The organism is Acinetobacter sp. ANC 4216 (genome assembly GCF_004331195.1).
In the GTDB taxonomy this organism is placed as follows: Bacteria; Pseudomonadota; Gammaproteobacteria; order Pseudomonadales; family Moraxellaceae; genus Acinetobacter; species Acinetobacter kookii.
The window spans coordinates 79,575-92,261 of sequence record NZ_SJOC01000004.1 but is presented as its reverse complement, the minus strand read 5'-3'; the positions used below and the strand labels follow the sequence as shown (position 1 = coordinate 92,261).

General features: G+C 43.6%; 13 protein-coding genes. 7 read left to right on the top strand and 6 right to left on the bottom strand.

All coding sequences use genetic code 11. The features are described 5' to 3' along the window. Positions 1-41: 41 nt before the first annotated feature. The 3 genes from E0H88_RS04415 (at position 42) to E0H88_RS04405 (ending at position 4,011) form a co-directional block, all read left to right on the top strand. Positions 42-512: a DUF3015 family protein gene (locus tag E0H88_RS04415; RefSeq protein ID WP_092819898.1), complete on the top strand. Its 471-nt coding sequence runs from the start codon at positions 42-44 to the stop codon at positions 510-512. A gap of 85 nt (positions 513-597) precedes the next feature. After that, the gene (locus E0H88_RS04410) at positions 598-2,499 is read left to right on the top strand and encodes an Lnb N-terminal periplasmic domain-containing protein (protein WP_131273242.1); all 1,902 of its coding nucleotides are present in this window, start codon (positions 598-600) and stop codon (positions 2,497-2,499) included. Positions 2,500-2,634: 135 nt separating this feature from the next. After that, positions 2,635-4,011: a diguanylate cyclase gene (locus E0H88_RS04405; protein ID WP_131273241.1), complete on the top strand. Its 1,377-nt coding sequence runs from the start codon at positions 2,635-2,637 to the stop codon at positions 4,009-4,011. Between the two features lie 90 nt (positions 4,012-4,101). Here E0H88_RS04405 and E0H88_RS04400 read toward each other — a convergent pair whose 3' ends face one another. From E0H88_RS04400 to E0H88_RS04375, 6 genes are all read right to left on the bottom strand, one after another. After that, a complete protein-coding gene (locus tag E0H88_RS04400) occupies positions 4,102-4,461 on the bottom strand; it encodes a cupin domain-containing protein (protein ID WP_131273240.1) in 360 nt (119 codons plus the stop codon). Positions 4,462-4,570: 109 nt separating this feature from the next. Further along, on the bottom strand, positions 4,571-5,119 hold the full coding sequence (folE, locus tag E0H88_RS04395; RefSeq protein WP_171259699.1) for a GTP cyclohydrolase I FolE: 549 nt from the start codon (positions 5,117-5,119) through the stop codon (positions 4,571-4,573). 94 nt (positions 5,120-5,213) lie between these two features. Next, a complete protein-coding gene (locus E0H88_RS04390; RefSeq protein ID WP_092819893.1) occupies positions 5,214-5,903 on the bottom strand; it encodes a Smr/MutS family protein in 690 nt (229 codons plus the stop codon). A gap of 12 nt (positions 5,904-5,915) precedes the next feature. Further along, a complete protein-coding gene (gene trpC, locus E0H88_RS04385) occupies positions 5,916-6,725 on the bottom strand; it encodes an indole-3-glycerol phosphate synthase TrpC (RefSeq protein ID WP_092819892.1) in 810 nt (269 codons plus the stop codon). Positions 6,726-6,743: 18 nt separating this feature from the next. Continuing rightward, positions 6,744-7,790, bottom strand: coding sequence for an anthranilate phosphoribosyltransferase (trpD, locus tag E0H88_RS04380; protein ID WP_092819891.1), 1,047 nt, complete (start codon positions 7,788-7,790; stop codon positions 6,744-6,746). Between the two features lie 17 nt (positions 7,791-7,807). Further along, a complete protein-coding gene (locus E0H88_RS04375; RefSeq protein ID WP_131273239.1) occupies positions 7,808-8,392 on the bottom strand; it encodes an anthranilate synthase component II in 585 nt (194 codons plus the stop codon). A 966-nt stretch (positions 8,393-9,358) separates the two neighbouring features. Here E0H88_RS04375 and glnA point away from each other — a divergent pair. From glnA to ubiA, 4 genes are all read left to right on the top strand, one after another. Further along, positions 9,359-10,774 (top strand): type I glutamate--ammonia ligase, encoded by a 1,416-nt coding sequence (gene glnA / locus E0H88_RS04370; protein WP_171458665.1) that lies wholly within the window; start codon positions 9,359-9,361, stop codon positions 10,772-10,774. A gap of 89 nt (positions 10,775-10,863) precedes the next feature. Beyond that, positions 10,864-11,142 (top strand): hypothetical protein, encoded by a 279-nt coding sequence (locus E0H88_RS04365; RefSeq protein WP_092819888.1) that lies wholly within the window; start codon positions 10,864-10,866, stop codon positions 11,140-11,142. Between the two features lie 103 nt (positions 11,143-11,245). Then, entirely contained in the window at positions 11,246-11,746 is a 501-nt protein-coding gene (locus E0H88_RS04360; RefSeq protein WP_131273322.1) for a chorismate--pyruvate lyase family protein, read from the top strand. Between the two features lie 17 nt (positions 11,747-11,763). Further along, positions 11,764-12,642, top strand: coding sequence for a 4-hydroxybenzoate octaprenyltransferase (gene ubiA, locus E0H88_RS04355; RefSeq protein ID WP_131273237.1), 879 nt, complete (start codon positions 11,764-11,766; stop codon positions 12,640-12,642). The last annotated feature ends 45 nt before the right edge of the window (positions 12,643-12,687 follow it).

The window sequence follows — 12,687 nt, the reverse complement described above, 5'->3', positions numbered from 1 at the left end:
GAAGAATTAGAACGCTTGAATAATAAATTTGGAGAATAACCATGTTGAAAAAATTAGCTTTAGCTGCAGTGGTTGCACTTGGTTCTACCGCGGCATTTGCAGATCGAGATGCAGGTTGTGGTATCGGTTCTCAAGTCTGGGCAGGTCAATCCGGTAAGGTGCCTAAAATTCTTGCTGCAACGACCAATGGCCTTTTTGCCAACCAATTATTCGGTATTACTTTTGGTACGCTGGGGTGTAGCGGTACAGGTACGGTGACGGCTCAAGCGGTGACTTTTACCAATGAAAATGCTGAATCTTTGGCACGTGACATGGCTGTGGGTGAGGGGGAAAGCCTAAATGTACTGGCTGAACTTTTAAACATTAAAGCGCAAGACAAAGCCCGTTTCTTTGCGGTTTCTAAACAGAATTTTGCTCAAATTTATTCTGCAGAAAATCACGATTCACTTCAGGTACTTGCTTCTTTGCAAGCAGTGATGGCTAAAGATGAAGTGCTGAAAGCCTACGTATAATTGAATGTCCCAAAACCCTGTCAGTCTGACGGGGTTTTTCTTATTTTACCTTTCTTCTTGAATAAAAGATAAATACTCAATTTGCATGAAATCACTTGCGTTCGTTTTTGCTTTAACCTCTTCCACCATTGCCTATTCAGCAACGACTGTTCAAACTGCTCAGGCTTATATCGCTCAGCCCTACATAGAACGTGCAGATCAACAACAACTAGACCAGGACATCACTTGGCAAAGACTGATGTATGCCGATAAAAAAGGACAAAGTGAAGTCAGCTATGCAGGTTATTTTTTATCAAACGGCGGGAAGGCAGATTTAAAGCAGGAATTACATGCCAATATCCAGGCCTTGTTTCAACCCGCAGCGCCGAATCAATCAGTACGTTGCCGTTTTCCAGCACGCAGTCAGTGGTTAATGCAGCAACTCAATCTTTCAGCACAACAATTACCAGAAGTCACTTGTCCGGAACTGGACGGCTGGATTGGACAGATCAAGCCCTATAAAGCCACCCTCATCTATGCCACCGACTTTATGGGCAATCCCAGTTCCATGTTTGGACATACCTTGTTGCGTCTGGACCCTAAAGATCAAAAACAGCTCAATTTAGTGTCCTATGCCGTGAATTATGCGGCAACAGTCACCAATGGCGAAGGCTGGGCTTTTGCATGGAATGGCCTGACCGGGCAGTATCGGGGTGAATATTCCTTAATGCCTTATTACCGCAAGGTAAAAGAATATGGCGATCTGGAAAGCCGTGATTTGTGGGAATATGAACTCAGCTTGACCCCCGATGAAACCCGGTTTTTAGTGCAGCATATCTGGGAAATGAAACATGTCAGTTTCCCTTATTACTTTGTGGGTGATAACTGTGCCTATCGCTTATTGGGTTTAATTGACCTGGTTCGTCCACAGCTGAATTTAAAACAACAGTTTAAAGTTGCAGCCATTCCGGTGGAAACCATTAAGGCCATAGAGCGGCAAGGTTTGGTGAAAGAGACAGTTTACCGGCCCGCTTTGGAAACCCAGCTCTTAGCGCAAGCCAGACAGCATGGTAAAAAGCTGGCTCAAGTGGCGCATCAAGTCGCTTTTACTGCAACAGTAGAGATGTCTAAGCACATAGAATCTTATAACGACTTCGATAAAGCCAAGATTTTAGAAATGGCCTATGACGATTTATATCTGCAATTGATTGGACGTAAAGTTGAACCAGGTTTTGCCCAGCCACGCTTGCGCCAGCTATTGAGTATGCGTAGTGAAATAGATCTGGAAAAACAGCGCCAGCAACCGCAACGCCCTAAAGTAGACCCCACTCAAGCGCATGATGCCCGTCATTTTTCGGTCAATCTGGGTGAGGTGCAGGGTAAGAAGTTCGTCGAGCTGGGACATCGTCAGGCTTATCATGACCTGATTGATCCGCAAGGGGGCTTTAGGACCGGAACACAGTTGCTTTTTTGGCAGGGCTCAATCCAGTATCGTGATGATAAGTTGAAACTGGAGCACTTTGATTTTTTGAATGTGAATTCCTATAACCCGATAACGCCATTTAAAACGCCACTCAGCTGGGGTTTTAACCTGGGCTGGAAGCAGGAATCGCTGGATCAAAATGGCCGATTCAGTGAGCATGAGCAGCATGGCCTTGCCCATTTACAGGTTCAGATGGGCTATAGCTATGCAGACCCGGAGCGTGAGCATGTGTGCTATATGCAGCTGCAAAACCATATACAGGCTGGCAAGGCGTTAGAGCAGGGCTGGCATGTCGGGATGGGACCTACCATAGGCTGCCAGAATATCTGGTCAGATAAAATCAATAGCTTAATACAAGTTGAATTACCTTATTGGCAAGATTCGAAGCAATGGCAGCTTAAACTGGATAGCCACCTGCAATATGTCCTGAATCATCAAAATGCGATTCGTTTCAGTTGGCAATACCAACAACAAGACCATAAGGACTGGATGAAAACCAGTCTGGGATATGTACGGTTTTTTTAGTAGCTTATAAGAAATTTATTTTTTCTCACTATTTATGAAAAACATCGAATAGTTCACAACGTTATTTTGTAAAAATTTGTTATATTATTCACCTAAAAATCTCCCTCATATTCTCAAGGTGCTGGAATCAATAGTATGAATACTGAAAGCATTGCCACGCTTGCTGCACAATGGAAGTCGGTTTGTCAGGGCTTTTCAACAACTGATTTAAATGACACCTTTCAATTTATTCAGGCGCATTCCCAGACACTGGTCTATGAGTTTTATAAAAATATCATGCAGGAAAAGGAAGCCTCCTATTTCTTATCTGATGATATGGTGCAAAACCGTTTAAAAACCACGCTGAATCAATGGTTAATCGATTGCTTTAATGTACCGCTACAGCAGAACTTTATCGAGATTGTCGAAAAGCAGCTGATGGTCGGTAAAGTCCATGCGCGTATCGGCATTCCATCCTGGCTGATTATGCGGGGTATCGGTGAAATTGAAAAGAAAGTCTTTTTGCTTCAGACCGAGCAGGTACAAGAAAACAGTCTGCTGATTGCAGCGTATATTGTACAGATACTGGGTTTTGCTTCGGAAATTATGTGCCGCTCCTATGAAGTCAATCTGGAAAAAAATAATGATATAAAACATACCTATCGTTTATTTTCAGCCATGCAGGATGTAGCCTCGCAAAAGGACAGGCAGCGCAGTTCGTTATTGGACTGGGAAAATGAGCTGATGTTTAAGGTATTTTCGAATGAGCCGAAATTTACGCATCCCTTGCTGTCCAAATCTGAATTTGGTTTATGGTTTATCCATAAAGCCGCTTATGCCTTTACCGGGTCTGAGCAGGTTTCGGTCATTATTGACCGTATTCACCAGATTGATCTGCTGAGCCAGCAAGTTTTGAATGCAGCTGAAAGAGAGCAGGCCATTCAGCTCATCCAGCATATTCGTGAAAACAACAGGGAGATTCAGCATCTGGTCGATCAGCTGTTTCAGGTGGCTGACTATATCGACTCAGGCAGTGATTCCCTCACTCAACTGCTCAATCGGCGCTATTTGCATACCATTGTTTCGCGGGAGATTAATTTTTCCCGTAAAAATAATACGCCTCTGTCTTTGCTGGCCATAGATGCCGATTACTTTAAGCGGATTAATGACAAATTCGGCCATGCAGCCGGTGATTCGGCTTTAAAGTTTATTGGTGAAGTGCTGCTCGATTCCATTAAGGGCAGTGATTATGCCTTCCGCGTGGGTGGAGAGGAGTTTTTATTGCTGCTGGTGGACAGTGATCTGGTTCGGGCACAAGAGATTGCAGAAAAGGTCCGTAGCCGGATTCAGGAAACCACCATTCGTACCAGCATGGGCATCAGTTTTAATTTTACCGTCAGTATTGGCTGTGCACTGTATGATGGCCATCCTGACTATCAGCGTTTCTTGGATGCGGCAGATGCAGCGCTTTATGCGGCAAAAAACAATGGCCGAAACTGCATTCAGGTCACCAAGCAGGCAGTTAAGGCTTAATCTGGAAAAATTAAATCGATGAATAAAAAAACTCCTTTAAGCTTCGGGAGTTTTTTTGGAAATTTTAGGTGGATGTCTATGCTGTAAAAATCAGGCTTCGACAATCACGTAGTATTTTTTCACGGCTTCAACCACTTCGAAGCTTCCCGCAAAGCCTGGCGGAATAATCCCGGCATTTCCGGCGCTCACTTCAATATAAGTTCCAGTCGCTTGGTTGTGGATACGAACCACACCTTCAATCACTTGAAAGAATTCCTGTTTGTTGTCGGCAAACTGAATGTTCCAGCAGCCCACTTCACAGTGCCAGATGCCACAGTCCATATTGGGATGTTCATACAGACTATACGTTTCACGTTGAGGATTACCTTGCACCAAACGGTCAGGGCGGGGGTAATCAATTGATTTTTCAGCCTGCGTTAAACCTTGTCCGGCTAACCAAAGTTGCGACATGAGCGATCCTTAAATGTATATACTTCAATCAGGTGCTTTAAAGTCTTATAGACTCTAACCTCACATAAAAAAAGCCTCAACAGATCTTGAGGCTTTTTTTAGCATGAAATTAATAGCTTTCAGGTACAGCCGCTAGAAATTCACGACGTTCCTCTTTATTGGTTTTAAAATCGCCCACAAAAGACACGGTACGGGTGGTGGATTCCTGTTTGCCTACACCGCGCATCATCATGCACATATGTGCAGAGTCAATCATTACCGCAACACCGCGTGCTTTAGTCACTTCAGCCACTGCTTCTGCAATTTGCTGGGTCAGGTTTTCCTGGATTTGCAAACGACGCGCAAACATTTCAGTAATACGGGCAAATTTGGATAAACCCAATACCTGGCCTTCAGGTAAATACGCAATATGTACACGGCCATAGAACGGCAGTAAATGATGTTCGCAGAGTGAGTAGAATTCGATATTTTTGACCAGGACCATTTCACGGTTGTCAGAGGGGAAGACCGCACTATTGGTCACTTCTTCCAGAGTTTTGCTATATCCAGACGTTAAATACGAAAAAGCTTTAGCAGCACGCATTGGCGTATCTTTTAGACCAGGACGATTAAGATCTTCACCAACGGCAGTTAAAATGTTGGCGTAGGATTGCTGCATAGACATAAGACGTGTTCACTTACACTGATATTGAACAAGGACGGCATTGTAGCAGAAAACCGCTACAATGCCCTGTTTTAGTGAAAAATTCCGATTACTGTTTGAATTTTGGGTTCTTTTCGCTTCGTTTGAGCAGAACCAGAACCGCACCTGTGCCGCCTTGCTTTTCAGGCGCACTGACAAAGGCCAAAACATCACGGTGCTGGCGCAGCCAACCGTTGACATAGGTTTTTAAAATCGCTTCCGGACCTTTGCCGTGCACAATCTTAATCACGTTCTGATTTTCATCTTTGGCCATCTGAATAATTTGCAGTACCGCAACACGTGCTTCTTCTACAGTACAGCCATGCAAGTCAACCGCCTCAAACCAGCGCAGGTTGCCTGCTTTTAAATCTTCAAAGACTTTGTGCTGCAACGTTGCAATGCGGTAGCTTAATGTGGCCTGGCTGGCCACGGGATTCAGCATGGCTTGGGTATCGGACAGTTCGGTCGCATCGGTTTGCATAGGGCCGGTCGCAGCTGCACGTTTCGCTAAGGTTTGTGCATCCGGTTTTTTCTTTGATGCTTTTTCAAGTTTGGCAATGTTGCTGGTGTCCATTTTCTTGACACCTTGCATTTGCTTTTGAAAAAGTGCGAAGTCATCTTCCTGCTCCTGTTCAGCAGCCTTTTGCACAGGCGCAGGCTGCTTCGCAATATTCGAGGAATGCGGATGAGTGATTTGCTTTTTAAAAGATTTCAGTAAATTGTACTGATCTTTCGAAAGCGAAGAATCATGTTTACTCATAATCTCTAATATTCATTCAATCGTTACAGGCTGACCAAACAATGCAGTAAAGGCATGATCTGGACGAGGCTGTTTCATAAAACTTTCACCCACAAGGAAGGCATGAATATCATGTTCTTGCATCATGTGGACATCATCTGGTGTGGCAATGCCGCTTTCAGTCACTAATAAGCGTGAAGGCTCCAGCAATTTCTTTAAACGCAGTGATGTGTTCAAGTCGACATCAAAAGTTTTTAAATTGCGGTTATTCACGCCCAGCAAACAACGTTCTGAAAGTCGTAAAGCACGTTCCAGCTCATCTTCATCATGCACTTCAACCAGTACATCCAGATTGTGCTCGAATGCGGTTTTCGACATTTCTTCCAGTTGCTGGTCAGACAGGCAGGCCACAATTAAAAGAATGCAGTCTGCATGCAGGGCACGGGCTTCAATTACGCCATACGGGTCAATCAGGAAATCCTTGCGTAATGCAGGCAGGGCACAGTGCGAACGGGCAATCCGAATATTTTCGTCCGCACCCTGGAAAAAGTCCACATCTGTCAGTACAGACAGGCAAGCAGCGCCTGCCTGTTCATACTGCTGGGCTATCTCGGCAGGATTGAAATTTTCACGAATCACGCCTTTCGATGGAGAGGCTTTCTTAATTTCAGCGATCACCCCCGGGCGTTTACTTTGTAAAGATTGTGCAAAACCACGCACAGGTGTTGCCGCCTGAGCCAGTTCTTCCACATCTTTATAGCTGTGTTGCTTAAGACGAGCAGCAAATTCTTGCTGTTTGCGATCCACAATTTTGCCTAAAATTGTATTTGCGATATCTACCATGATCTTTGTCCTACTGTCTTAAGCTTCGTATTCTTTTAACGTTTTTGTATATTCAGACAAAATGCCCATCTTTTCTAAAGCTTGCCCGCCATAAATAATGTCATGTGCCAATGCGACACCTTGTTTATAGCTATTGGTCAAACCTGAAACGTAGATACCTGCACCAGCGTTCAGTGCCACCATATTGGCCGCTTTTTCACCCAGGGCAGATTTTTTCTTGCCTAAGGCATCTTTAATAAGTGTCAAACTTTCAGCTGCGCTATCTACAGAAAGGCCGGTCAATGTTTGTGATTCAATATCGACGGCTTCGGGTTGAATTTCCCATTCGGTAATTTCACCGTCTTTCAGTTCAGCCACATAAGTGGAAGAGGCCAGGCTGATTTCATCCAGACCATCTTTAGAATGCACCACCATCACATGTTCTGCCCCTAGCTGTTTGAGTACCTCAGCCATTGGACGGCAAAGTTCAGTCGAGAATACGCCAATCACAAAACGTTTCACTCCGGCCGGATTGGTCAGCGGACCAAGCAGGTTGAAAATACTGCGGAAGCCGAGTTCTTTACGTGGACCAGCGGCATATTTCATGGCTTTGTGATGATTGGGTGCAAACAGGAAACCGACCCCCATTTCACGGATACAGCGTTCAGTTTGCTGCATGTTCAGGTCAAGGTTGATGCCTGCCTGTTCAAGCAGGTCAGAAGAACCTGATTTGGATGACACACCGCGGCCGCCATGTTTGGCAATGGTTGCACCTGCGGCTGCAATGACAAAACTTGATGCGGTAGACACGTTAAACAGGTTTTGGCCGTCGCCACCCGTACCTACAATATCGACCAGGTGAGGTAAGTCACTGACATCAATTTTGATGGCGAACTCACGCATGACACGAGCAGCCGCAGTAATTTCATCAATACTTTCGCCTTTTAAGCGCAGTCCCATCATCAAGGCACCAATCTGTGCATCGGTTGCTTCACCTTGCATGATGGTACGCATCACTTCTTCCATTTGCGGTTGAGTGAGTTCAATATTTTTAGTGATGTTATTTAAAGCTTGTTGAATATTCATAGTCTTTGTAGCACTCGTTATGCGTAAATTTCTAAAAAGTTTTTGAAGATTTGGTGACCGTGTTCACTCAGAATGGATTCCGGATGGAACTGCACGCCTTCGACCGGCAATGTCTTATGTTTCACGCCCATGATCTCTTCCATGGAGCCATCTTCTTCATTGGTCCAGCAGGTCACTTCCAGGCATTCCGGCAAGGTTGCCTGATCAATCACCAAGGAATGATAGCGCGTTGCCGAAAATGGAGAAGGTAGATTGCTGAAAATCCCTTTATTGCTGTGATACATGTCCGATAAGCGGCCATGCATGACTTTTTTGGCGCGAATCACATCTCCACCAAAAGCTTGACCAATACTTTGATGTCCCAAACACACGCCTAGTAAAGGAATTTTGCCGGCAAAGTGCTGGATTGCAGGAATGGAAATGCCTGCTTCGCTTGGTGAACACGGGCCGGGACCAATGACGAGATACTTCGGTTGCCATCGCTCGATATCTTCCAATGTCACGGCATCATTACGGACTACTTTTACTTCCTGATTTAACTCGCCAAAATACTGCACGATGTTGTAGGTAAAAGAGTCATAGTTGTCGATCATTAAAAGCATGAGCTAACCTATTGAAATTTGCGCACGTATATGTGCTCGAATAGTCCAAGAATACTCGCATGATTCGGATTTTCACTGCTTGGTCCAGGTTGAACTAAGGGCAGCAAAATGGCTAAAAAATGGAGTGTGAATAATCATAGCAAAAAATAAACATTTTCGGCTGAACTATTTCCATGATAATGATTTTATAGAAATCACTATATGAGAATAATCTGATTTATTTGCATTTTATGGTGGAGAAAATTCATTCAAAACAAGCTTAATCATGGAAGGCTACTGTGAAAATAGGCTACAGATGAAAGATCACTTTCAACACTTCATATTTAGGATTTAATTTATTTTGGTAATAAACCATCTAAAAGTAAGTGAAAGCTACTTAAATTTTACCTCATTGAAGTTTGGCTTCATAAAAAACCATAAATCACTTAAAATCAGATTTAGGGGTTGTCACCAAAATGGCGCAGAGTATTTCATGCTGTCGATAGTCTGAAATATCTGCAGTTTAAAAGTTGGAAAATAAAAAACATATGAATAATAATGAGATATGTTTGATTTTGAGTTTAAGTGGTTTTCGGCTTCAATGCGACAATATCAAAAATATTCCATAATGAAATCATTAACATGACAGAAAACAAATTATTAAGAATTTATTTTAAGCGGGACTGATGGATATTCAGGCAAACCGCAGCCAGAACAGGAGCTTTTTAAGCTAGAGACAGTAAGCATGCACCAATTTGATACATTAAAAGCCACTTTTCAAGTAAATGTGATTATGAGTGTTTGAATATGGTGCATTTAGATTTACACACAGTATAATAGCAACAAAGCAAAAGGCTCAAATCTTCTATTCTGATAAAGAATTCAGTATTTTAGCTTTGCTTTTTTAAAGTTGGTACGAGAATTGCTTTATAGAAACCAACTACTAACACGCACTTAGCAGGTGCAACAAAAAATCATCGGAGCAAAATGAGCATGGCGAACAAGGTCCTTCAACTCATCCAAGAAAGTGGCGCAAAATGGGTCGATTTTCGCTTTACTGATACTAAGGGTAAAGAGCAGCACGTAACTTACCCTGCAGATACAATCGACGAAGATACTTTTGAAGACGGTAAAATGTTTGACGGTTCTTCAATTGCTGGTTGGAAAGGCATTGAAGCTTCTGACATGATCTTGCGTCCAGACGCTGAAACATGTTTCCTTGACCCGTTCTTCGCTGAAGCTACAGTTGTGGTAACTTGTGACGTAATCGAGCCATCTACTGGTCAAGGTTATGAACGTGACCCACGCTCTATCGCTCGCCGTGCAGAAGAATACTTAAAATCAACAGGTATCGGTGATACTGCATTCTTCGGTCCAGAACCAGAATTCTTCGTTTTTGACGAAGTAAAATGGGACATCGACATGTCTGGCGCGCGCCACACATTGATCGCTGAAGAAGCTGCTTGGTCTACTGGTAAAGATTACGAAGCTGGTAACTCTGGTCACCGTCCACGCGTTAAAGGCGGTTACTTCCCGGTTCCACCAGTTGACTCTCATCAAGATATGCGTGCTGATATGTGTGCACGTATTGAAGACATCATGGGTCCAGGTCGTGTAGAAGTACATCACCACGAAGTTGCATCTTGCCAGTTAGAAATTGGTGTGAGCTTCAACACGATGGTTCGTAAAGCTGACGAAGTACAACAGTTCAAATATGCGGTTTGGAACGTTGCTCACCAATACGCTAAAACTGCGACTTTCATGCCTAAACCAATGGTAGGTGATAACGGTTCTGGTATGCACGTTCACATGTCAATCTCTAAAGATGGCAAGAACCTGTTTGCTGGTGATGAATATGCAGGCCTTTCTGAAATGGCATTGTACTTCATCGGTGGTATCATCAAGCACGCTCGTTCATTGAATGCGATCACTAACCCGTCTACTAACTCGTACAAGCGTTTAGTACCACATTTCGAAGCACCGATCATGCTTGCTTACTCAGCACGCAACCGTTCAGCTTCTATCCGTATTCCTTACGTATCTAGCCCTAAAGGCAAGCGTATTGAAGCACGTTTCCCAGATCCAATGATGAACCCGTACTTAGGTTTCGCTGCATTGTTGATGGCGGGTCTTGACGGTATTCAAAACAAGATTCACCCAGGTGAAGCTGCTGACAAGAACCTGTACGATCTTCCTCCTGAAGAAGAAGCTAAAATCCCTACAGTGGCTCACAGCCTGGATATGGCGCTTGAAGCTCTTGCAGCGGATCACGATTACCTGCTTAAAGGTGGCGTGTTCACTAAAGAAATGCTTGATGCCTATATCGAACTTAAAACTGAAGAAGTACGTCGTCTGAACACGACTACTCACCCAGTTGAATTTGATATGTACTACAGCCTGTAATTCATATTCGAATTTAGGTTCAAGAAAAACCCGCGCTTGTCGTGGGTTTTTTGTATTATGGGGTGAAGATTTACAAGAGTCCTCCATTTATGGCAAAGCCGCGTAAAAAACAGACCAGCTTTTATCCTTGGATTGATCCACTTGATCATGACAAGGGATTTAAAATGAATTTCTCGACTGTGGAATATCTGGAAGTAGGCCGTACTGTGGAGGGTTATAAGCAGGCTGAGTTTGTCGGTCTTAAAAATCCTGAATTGGCTCTGGATTATACTTATCCTGAAAGCTTTTATTTAAGTGCCGAAGGCATGATTTTAATTAAGACTCCGCAGGGAAAATTTGAAGTCATTGCCAAAACAGACAACTGTTAAACCAAAATTTCATTTTAAATTAAATGATAACAAGTAAACTAAAGTCTTCTGAAGATCATTTAAACTGTGTATAAATTTTCATATTTTTAAGAGCTTTATGGCTATGCGTGAACCGCGTGCATACGCAAATCAAAATTCAATTGTTTTACCTGCATTAAAGCCCTGGTTATATGCTTCAGGTTCACTGACCCAACAATTAACCGATTTGGCGGGTGGGGTATTCAAGGTCCAGCCCATTGAAGAGCATTATCAACGTTTAAGCCGGGTGGATAGCCGCTGGATGAACATGCCGCATCAGCATACCTCCTGGGTACGTGAAAGCTATTTATATGGCTGTGAAGCCCAGCCCTGGGTCAAGGCGAAAAGTATTTTTCCCATATTAAGCTTGCAGCGTCGGGCGCGACTTTTTAAGCATATCGGTAAAAAACCGATCGGATGGTTTTTATTTCAGCGTACCAATCCTGATTGCGAGCGCCGTGTCATTCTGCTGGAAGATGGCTGGACGCGGCAAAGTTGTTATACTTGGCATGGTTGTAAATTCATTGTGCAGGAAACTTTTTTACCTGCATTTGAGCAATTTATTCAACAAAAAATTAAACAGTAACCTGGTTAAGGATTGTCATGGCAACTGCGCATCAAATTACCTGGCGTGAACGTCTGGAAGCTTATTATTATCTTTGCCGTTTTGATAAGCCGATTGGTACAGAACTGGTGTTTTGGCCCACCATGTGGGCGTTATGGATTGCCAATCAGGGTATGCCATCCATCAGCATTCTGATTCCCATGATTTTGGGTACCATTTTTATGCGGGCGGCAGGTTGTGCCATTAATGATTTTGCTGACCGTAAAGTCGATGCCCATGTGGAGCGAACCAAAACCCGTCCACTGGCGACCGGAATAATCAGTGCTCAAGAAGCGATATATGTATTTTTGGCTCTGGTTGCTGCCAGTGCCTGCATGCTGTTTTTCTTGCCGATAGAAACCTTTTACTGGTCATTTGGTGCATTATTCCTGGCGTTTATTTATCCGTTTATGAAACGCTATACCCACTTGCCACAGGTATTTTTGGGAGCGGCATTTTCCTGGTCTATTCCAATGGCTTATACCGCAGTGGGAGCAACGCCAGATCTTACCTGCTGGTTATTGTATTTTGGCAATCTGGCCTGGACCGTGGCTTATGATACCCAATATGCCATTACCGACCGTGAATATGATTTAAAGATCGGGGTGAAGTCGACGGCCATCTTATTCGGTAAATATGACATTGAGATTATTTCTTTATTGCAAGTCATCAGCCTTGTATTGATTGCGACGGCGCTGTATCTGGAAAATCTGTTGATGCCATTTGGTTTAATCGCATTGCTCTGTGTGGCAGCCGATTTTATCTATCAATGGATCAAGACCCGTGATCGCGATCCGCAGCGCTGTTTCTGGGCATTTCGCCATAACCGCTTGGTAGGTGTCATGATTTTTGCCGGAATTTTCCTTGCCTTGTTTTAGTGATTATTTGAAGTAAAAATTGCCATAAAAGTGTCCATGCGGATA

Excerpts from the sequence above, each read along its gene's own strand:
- trpC (WP_092819892.1), bottom strand. The coding sequence starts at position 6,725 with ATGGTAGATATCGCAAATACAATTTTAGGCAAAATTGTGGATCGCAAA.
- E0H88_RS04415 (WP_092819898.1), top strand. The coding sequence starts at position 42 with ATGTTGAAAAAATTAGCTTTAGCTGCAGTGGTTGCACTTGGTTCTACC.
- E0H88_RS04375 (WP_131273239.1), bottom strand. The coding sequence starts at position 8,392 with ATGCTTTTAATGATCGACAACTATGACTCTTTTACCTACAACATCGTG.
- E0H88_RS04405 (WP_131273241.1), top strand. The coding sequence starts at position 2,635 with ATGAATACTGAAAGCATTGCCACGCTTGCTGCACAATGGAAGTCGGTT.
- E0H88_RS04390 (WP_092819893.1), bottom strand. The coding sequence starts at position 5,903 with ATGAGTAAACATGATTCTTCGCTTTCGAAAGATCAGTACAATTTACTG.
- glnA (WP_171458665.1), top strand. The coding sequence starts at position 9,359 with ATGAGCATGGCGAACAAGGTCCTTCAACTCATCCAAGAAAGTGGCGCA.
- ubiA (WP_131273237.1), top strand. The coding sequence starts at position 11,764 with ATGGCAACTGCGCATCAAATTACCTGGCGTGAACGTCTGGAAGCTTAT.
- E0H88_RS04410 (WP_131273242.1), top strand. The coding sequence starts at position 598 with ATGAAATCACTTGCGTTCGTTTTTGCTTTAACCTCTTCCACCATTGCC.
- E0H88_RS04365 (WP_092819888.1), top strand. The coding sequence starts at position 10,864 with ATGGCAAAGCCGCGTAAAAAACAGACCAGCTTTTATCCTTGGATTGAT.
- folE (WP_171259699.1), bottom strand. The coding sequence starts at position 5,119 with ATGCAGCAATCCTACGCCAACATTTTAACTGCCGTTGGTGAAGATCTT.
- E0H88_RS04400 (WP_131273240.1), bottom strand. The coding sequence starts at position 4,461 with ATGTCGCAACTTTGGTTAGCCGGACAAGGTTTAACGCAGGCTGAAAAA.
- E0H88_RS04360 (WP_131273322.1), top strand. The coding sequence starts at position 11,246 with ATGCGTGAACCGCGTGCATACGCAAATCAAAATTCAATTGTTTTACCT.
- trpD (WP_092819891.1), bottom strand. The coding sequence starts at position 7,790 with ATGAATATTCAACAAGCTTTAAATAACATCACTAAAAATATTGAACTC.